This is a genomic window from Pseudarthrobacter sp. NKDBFgelt (assembly GCF_046097905.1).
In the GTDB taxonomy this organism is placed as follows: domain Bacteria; phylum Actinomycetota; class Actinomycetes; order Actinomycetales; family Micrococcaceae; genus Arthrobacter; species Arthrobacter polychromogenes.
This window is the reverse complement of sequence record NZ_JBJURL010000124.1, coordinates 1-6,601: the sequence shown is the minus strand read 5'-3', so window position 1 is coordinate 6,601 and position 6,601 is coordinate 1. Positions and strand designations below refer to the sequence as shown.

The following is a 6,601-nucleotide window of genomic DNA, read 5'->3' as shown; positions in this document are numbered from 1 at the left end:
GGCAGCGGAGGCCCGCGGCCTCGGGAATCCGCACGTGCCCGATGTCCCCGGCGGCACCGTGGGCGCCGCGGACCAGGGCGCCCCGCACAATGATGCCGGAGCCGACGCCGGTGCTGACCTTCACTGCCACGAGGGACTCGAGCGGCTCCCGGACCTCGCCGACCGCCATCGAGCGGGCGTCATTTTCCAGCAGGACCGGGCATTCGAGCCTCGCCTCCATGACGTCCTGCAGGCGCTGCAGGTCCCAGTGGGCCAGGACGGTGCGTTCCAGGCCCAGCCGGTGGAGGGGGTCCACCGGGGCCGGCAGCCCCACCCCTGCTCCCACCGGCTGCCGCCCGTCGAGGAGCCGCAGGGACTCCTCGATGACAGTGCCGGCCACGCCTTCCTGGGGCTGGCTGATCTTGATGGGTAGCCGGGCGGAGGCCACGATGTCCCGGCCCAGGGACAGGAGGTGGATGCTGGCGTGGGTGTGCCCGATCTCGATCGCGAGGACCAGCTTGTTGCGGTCATCGAAGCGGATGGCCCGGGGCGGCCTGCCGCGCTGGGAGCGCAGGGGCATGGATTCATAGACCAGGCTTGCAGCGAAAAGAGCGTCCAGCCGCTCATAAAGGGTGGACCGGGCCATGCCCGTGATATCCAGCAGGTCAGCCCGGCTGTATCCGGCCGGGCTTGAGCGCAGGAGCTGGAGGACGTGGCCGGCGCTGGTGGCGGGCCCCACGGGAGGTTGGCCTGAGCCCCCGACGAGCGTCCTCTGTTGGGTCATCCTGCCCGCTTCCTTTGCATGTGTGGCCGGCCCGGGCCGCGGTCTGGTCATTGACGTGGTCTAGATCACACAATTATGATCGATCATCAGACAAAAATACTATCTGCCCTTGCAGCAGGAGGTTCCAATGTCGGATCTTGCCCACCGTGACCTCAGCCGGCGGACCTTGCTCAAGGGAGGGTTGATGGCCCTGGCCACCGGCCCCCTGCTGGCAGCCTGCGGCGTGAATACCAGCGGGAGCGGAGGGGAGGGCTCCGTCAACTTCCTTTCCACCCAGTTCTCCCCCGTGGAGGAGCGGCAGAGATATGAAGCCACGCTGAAGAAGTTCGCCGGCGACATCCAGGTGGCTTACAACCCTGTGGACACCGGCATCTTCAACACCACCCTGAAGTCCCAGCTCGCCGCCGGAAAGGTTGAAATAGGCATCGCAGCGGGCCTGCACAGCGACCTCATCCCCTTCGCGTCCCAGTTCGAGGACCTCAGCTCCCTGACCAACGACCTTTCGTCTGCCGGCTACTCCGACGACCTGCTGGAGCTGGCGAAGCTCGGAACGGATTCTCCCCGGTACATCCCTTGGATCCAGGCGACCTATGTGGTGGCGGTCAACAAGAAGGCGCTGGACTGGCTCCCCTCGGGCGCCGACGTCAACAACCTCACCTACGAAAACTTCCTGGCGTGGGCCCAAGCAGCCAAGGCGGCGAACGGCGGGCGTCCGGTGTTCGGCATTCCGGCCGGGCCGAAGGGCCTCCACCACCGCTTCTACCAGGGCTTCCTGCTCCCCAGCTTCACGGGCGGGCAGATCACCACGTTCCGCAATGCCGACGCCGTCACCGCCTGGACCTACATGCGTGACCTGTGGGCCAACATGAACCCGGCCTCCGCGAATTACGACTTCATGCAGGAACCGCTGGGCAACGGGGAAGTCCTGGTGGCGTGGGACCATGTGGCCCGCCTCATCAACGCGGTCCAGGACAAGCCTGACGACTGGCTGATGGTGCCCGCCCCGTCCGGCCCGAAGGGCAAGGGCTACCTGCTGGTCGTCGGCGGCATGGCCGTGCCCCAGGGTTCGCCGGAAAAGGACAAGGCCTTCGAGCTGATCAAGGCGCTGTCAAAGCCGGAGGCGCAAATCGAGACGCTGAAGTCCAACGCCTTCTTCCCGGTGGTGGAGGCGGATATCGGAAGCGACCTCCCGGGCGGCATCGCCCTGGAGGCCAAGGCCGTCAAGGCGCAACAGGAAGCCCCGGACGCCATCCTCGCGCTCCCGCCCGTGGGCCTGGGCGACAAGGACCCGCAGGTCTCGCAGCTGTTCAAGAACTGCTTCCAGGAGATCTGCCTGAACAACGCAGACGTCAGGGCGACGCTGGACCGCCAGGGGGCGGAGCTGGCCAGCATCATGGACACGCTGAATGTTCCCTGCTGGGCCCCGGATCCCGACTCTGACCAGTGCAGGGTTGCGTGATGGCTTCCCCGGACGCACCCGCTGCCGCAAGGCCCCGGCCCCGGCCCGCCAGGCCGCGCGGCCGGCCGCCGCGGAGGAGCGGAACCTCGGCGGCAATGCTGCTGATTGCCCCTTCCATCGTCTTTATGACCCTGCTGTTCGGTTGGCCGATGGTCAGCGGCATCCTCCAGGCGTTCGGCGGCCCGGAAGGACTGACGACGGCGAACTTCACCCGGATGGCGCAGGACCCCTACTTCTGGGCTTCCGTGGGCAACACCCTGCTGCTGATCGTGGTGATGATTCCGATCCAGTTCGTCCTGGCGCTGGCCATGGCCCTGCTGATCCGTGCCAAACCGCGCGGATCCTCGGTGTACTTCTATATCTGGGCCATCCCCCTGGCGGTCAGCGACCTTGCCGCCGGCCTGGTGTGGCTGACGGTGTTCACGGACCGGGGCTACCTCAACTCCGTGCTGGCCTCCGTGGGCCTTGAACCGTTCTCCTGGCTCGCCTACGACAACTACGCCTCCATGTTCATGGCCGTGCTGATCGCGGAAGTCTGGCGGGCAACTTCGCTCGTGTTCGTGATTGTGGTTGCCGGGCTGCAGTCCATCCCGAAGGACTATGAGGAGGCGGCCGGCGTCTTCGGGGCCGGCTTCTGGGACCGGCTGTGGCACGTGACCCTGCCGCTGCTCCGTCCCAGCCTCCAGACCGCCCTGATCCTCCGGACCATCCTCGCGTTCCAGACCTTCGCGGTGGCGCTGGCCCTCACGGGACAGAACTTCCCGCTGGTGGTCGGCGAGACCTACCGCTGGTACACGGGCCTCCAGGACGCCAACGTGGCGTCGGCGCTTGCCCTGGTGGTCATGGCAGTGTCCATGGTCACCGCCGTTGGATACCTCAAGCTCCTGAAAGACCAGTCGGAGGCCCCGCGATGAGCCACGCCACCACCAACAAAACAACGGCGGCGGCAGACCGCCCGGCGCCGGAGGTCGACCGCAGGCCGCTGGCAAAGCGCCGCCGGAACCGGATACTGCTCCAGGTGGGCTGCATCCTCATCACCCTCTTCATGGCGCTGCCGATCTACCTGATCGCCCTGTCCGCCACCTCCAGCAGGGCAGCCTTGCAGGAGTTCCCCCTGAGCTTTATCCCCAACAACTTCTCCCTTGAGACGATGGAGACGTTCCTGCAGTCCACGGGCATCCTTGGCGGGCTCATCAACTCCGTCCAAGTGGGCATTTTCACCCTTGTGCTGTCACTGATCATCGGCGTCCCGGCCGGGTATGCCGTGGCGCGTTTCGCCTTCCCGGGCAGGGACCCGTACCAGCTCTTCCTGCTCTTCACCCGTGCCCTGCCCATCGTGGTCCTGTCCGTGCCGCTGGCCCAGCTCTTCCTCCAGACCGGGCTCTATGACAGCGTCCTCGCCGTCGTCCTGCTCCACACCGCGCTGGCACTGCCCACCACCATCCTGATCACCTCCTCGGTGTTCCTGGGCGTGCCGCGGGACGTCGAGGAAGCCGCCCGCATCTTCGGCTGCAGTCCGGTGCAGGCCTTCCTCAAGGTGGTCATGCCCATGGCCATCCCGGGCATCGCGGCGGCCTCGATCTTCACCTTCGTGATGTCCTGGAACGAGGTGCTGGGAGCGTCGATCCTCACCCTGAACCAGCGCACCCTTCCGGCCCAGGTCCTCAGTTCCCTCGCCGAGTCACCACTGGCCTACCGGTTCGCCGGCGGCTTCCTGCTGGTGATCCCGGCACTGATCTTCATCTTCTTCATGCGCCGCTACCTCACCAACATGTGGGGCTCCACCATCCGCTGAGTGCGTTCCAGAGAGGCTGTTCCATGGCTGACATCTCGATCAAGGGTCTCAAAAAGACCTACCCGGGCAGCACCGAGCTGGCCACCAACAACGTTTCCCTTGATGTTGCCGAGGGCGAGTTCATGGTGCTCCTGGGGCCTTCGGGCTGCGGAAAGACCACCCTGCTGCGCATGGTGGCGGGACTGGACTTCCCGGACGAGGGAAGCATCTCCATTGGCGGCAGGGACGTGACTTACCTGCCGCCGCAGGACCGGAACCTGTCCATGGTGTTCCAGTCCTACGCCGTCTTCCCGCACCGGAAAGTCCGCACCAACATCGCGTTCGGCCTGGTCATGAAGAAGGTTCCCCGGGACGAACTGGAAAAGAAGGTCGCGTGGGCGGCGGACCTGCTCCAGCTGACCCCCTACCTGGACCGGTACCCCGCCCAGCTGTCGGGCGGGCAGCGGCAGCGCGTCGCGGTCGCACGCGCCATCGTTATGGACGCCGACGTGCTGCTCATGGACGAGCCGCTGTCCAACCTTGACGCGCTCCTGCGCCTCGACTTCCGGGCGGAGCTGAAGAAGATCGTCCAGCAGCTGGGCTCCACCACCCTCTACGTAACCCACGACCAGGTGGAGGCCATGAGCCTCTCGGACCGGGTCGCCGTGATGAAGAAGGGGCAGATCGCCCAGTTGGGGCACCCCATCACGGTCTATGAGGAGCCCGCTGACCGGTTCGTGGGAGGGTTCATCGGCTCACCGCCCATGAACTTCCTGGAGGGCCGCGTCACCCAGCAGGGCGCCCTGGAAGTCGCCGGGCAAAGCACCGAGGCCCCCGAATTCCTGGCCCGCTCCGCAGCCCGGTCCGGCGGCCTCCCCGTGATGGTCGGAATCCGGGCGGAGAACATCTACCTCGAGGACCGCGGCACGCCGGGGACCCTGGACGCTACCGTGGAAGTGGTGGAACCGCTGGGCCACGCCACGCTGCTGACCGTGGACCTGGGCGGGCAGACCATCAAAGTGCAGGTGGCCTCCACTGTGCGGGTCTCCTCGGGAGAAAAGGTGGGGCTGCGCTTCGACCAGGCCGCCATCCGGTTCTTCGACACGGAAACCCAGCTTGGACTCACGGCATGAGCCCGGCGCCGGACGGGGAAACCTTTCCAATCCGCACCCTTGAGGAGCTGGGGAGCCGGGCGAGGGACGTCCTGGCAGCGAACGACATCGGGACCATGGTCACGGCGGCGCCGAACCTCTACCCGCACATGTGGAGCTGGGATGCCGCCTTCGTGGCCGCCGGCCTCTCCACCGTGAGCGTGGACCGCGCACTCCAGGAGCTGGACTACCTGGTGGCCGCACAGTGGAAAAGCGGGACGATCCCGCACATCGTGTTCTCCGACGTCCCGGGCTACTTCCCCGACGTGGACCGGTGGGGGACCCGCGGCGTGTCGCCGGAGGGCGTGCAGTCCAGCGGCATCTGCCAGCCGCCGGTCCACGCCACCCTGCTGCGCCGCATCGTGGAACGGGCGACGGCGGCCGGCGGCGAGGATGCCAGGCTTGCGGAGCAATTCACCCGGCGGACTCTGCCGCACTGGATCGACTGGCATGCCTGGCTGCGGAGCGCCCGCGGCGGGGACGGCTCGGGCCTGCTCACCATCTACCACGGCTGGGAGTCCGGGATGGACAACTCGCCGCGCTTCGACGGCCCGTACTCCAGGGTCCAGCCCGGCGACATGGAGCCGTTTGTCCGCACGGACACACTCAAGGTCACGGACCACAGCCAGCGTCCCAGCGACGAGGAGTACAGCCGCTACCTGTGGCTGGTGCAGCAGATGGCGGACGTGGGGTTCGACGACGCCCGGCTGCCCGGGGTGATGTCCTTCCAGGTCAAGGATGTCTTTATGTCTGCGATCTTTGCCGCGGCCAGCGAGGACCTCGCCGTGCTGGCCGAACAGTTCGGACTGCCGGAGGAAGCGCCCCAGCTGCGGCAGTGGGCCACGGAATTCCGCGACGGCGTCGACGCGACCGTGGATGCGGAGACGGGACTTGCGCGGGACAGGGATGTGCTGACGGGCGAATGGATCGGGCCGCCCACCATCGCCGGGTTCGCACCCCTGGTTTCCACCGCGGACCAGGCACTCCTGGACAGGCAGCTGGAGATTTTCGAGGGGCCGGACTGGACCGGTGATCCGCGGCTGGCCTTCCCGCTGCCCGCCTCCACGTCCACCACGTATGAGGGGCTGAAGCCGCGCCAGTACTGGCGGGGGCCGGTGTGGCCGGTGATGAACTGGTACCTGGCCCACTGCCTGCGCAGGCGGGGCGACGGCAAGCGCTACCGACAGCTGCGCGAGGCTTCCCTCGCCCAACTGATGGAAGGCCATTTCGGGGAGTACTACGAGCCGTTCACCGGTGAGCCGCTGGGCAGCATGGACCAGTCGTGGACAGCAGCCGTAGCGCTGGAATGGCTTGCCGATCCCGGGAACGGCTGATCCGTGGGTGCCCTGCCGCCGGGCCTCCCCGCAAACGACGACGGCAGCCGCCGCACGTCCCTGGCGTACCGGGCGTATTCGTTCCTCTGCAGGTGGCCAACGAATCCGCCGCCCTCACCG

At 67.1% G+C, this 6,601-nt stretch carries 6 protein-coding genes; 5 read left to right on the top strand and 1 reads right to left on the bottom strand.

Annotated elements, in window-relative coordinates:
- The coding region (locus tag ACKAE7_RS20110; protein WP_408980119.1) for an ROK family protein at positions 1 to 763 on the bottom strand (763 nt) is incomplete at its 3' end.
- A gap of 127 nt (positions 764 to 890) precedes the next feature.
- On the opposite strand from ACKAE7_RS20110, the gene ACKAE7_RS20105 reads away from it, so the two are divergent.
- The 5 genes from ACKAE7_RS20105 to ACKAE7_RS20085 are packed head-to-tail and all read left to right on the top strand — an operon-like array spanning position 891 to position 6,481.
- Positions 891 to 2,222 carry an ABC transporter substrate-binding protein gene (locus ACKAE7_RS20105; RefSeq protein ID WP_188812255.1) on the top strand — a complete coding sequence of 444 codons (1,332 nt, stop codon included), beginning with the start codon at positions 891 to 893 and terminating at the stop codon, positions 2,220 to 2,222.
- On the top strand, positions 2,222 to 3,136 hold the full coding sequence (locus tag ACKAE7_RS20100) for a carbohydrate ABC transporter permease (RefSeq protein WP_202884285.1): 915 nt from the start codon (positions 2,222 to 2,224) through the stop codon (positions 3,134 to 3,136). The genes ACKAE7_RS20105 and ACKAE7_RS20100 overlap by 1 nt, the downstream gene beginning before the upstream one ends.
- Positions 3,133 to 4,017 (top strand): carbohydrate ABC transporter permease, encoded by an 885-nt coding sequence (locus ACKAE7_RS20095; protein WP_408980118.1) that lies wholly within the window; start codon positions 3,133 to 3,135, stop codon positions 4,015 to 4,017. The genes ACKAE7_RS20100 and ACKAE7_RS20095 overlap by 4 nt, the downstream gene beginning before the upstream one ends.
- A gap of 23 nt (positions 4,018 to 4,040) precedes the next feature.
- On the top strand, positions 4,041 to 5,129 hold the full coding sequence (locus tag ACKAE7_RS20090) for an ABC transporter ATP-binding protein (RefSeq protein WP_104186464.1): 1,089 nt from the start codon (positions 4,041 to 4,043) through the stop codon (positions 5,127 to 5,129).
- Entirely contained in the window at positions 5,126 to 6,481 is a 1,356-nt protein-coding gene (locus ACKAE7_RS20085; protein WP_408980117.1) for an MGH1-like glycoside hydrolase domain-containing protein, read from the top strand. Before ACKAE7_RS20090 ends, ACKAE7_RS20085 begins: the two co-directional genes overlap by 4 nt.
- Positions 6,482 to 6,601 lie beyond the last annotated feature (120 nt).

Coding starts and splice junctions, on each gene's coding strand:
- ACKAE7_RS20105 (WP_188812255.1), top strand. CDS start 891: ATGTCGGATCTTGCCCACCGTGACCTCAGCCGGCGGACCTTGCTCAAG.
- ACKAE7_RS20100 (WP_202884285.1), top strand. CDS start 2,222: ATGGCTTCCCCGGACGCACCCGCTGCCGCAAGGCCCCGGCCCCGGCCC.
- ACKAE7_RS20095 (WP_408980118.1), top strand. CDS start 3,133: ATGAGCCACGCCACCACCAACAAAACAACGGCGGCGGCAGACCGCCCG.
- ACKAE7_RS20090 (WP_104186464.1), top strand. CDS start 4,041: ATGGCTGACATCTCGATCAAGGGTCTCAAAAAGACCTACCCGGGCAGC.
- ACKAE7_RS20085 (WP_408980117.1), top strand. CDS start 5,126: ATGAGCCCGGCGCCGGACGGGGAAACCTTTCCAATCCGCACCCTTGAG.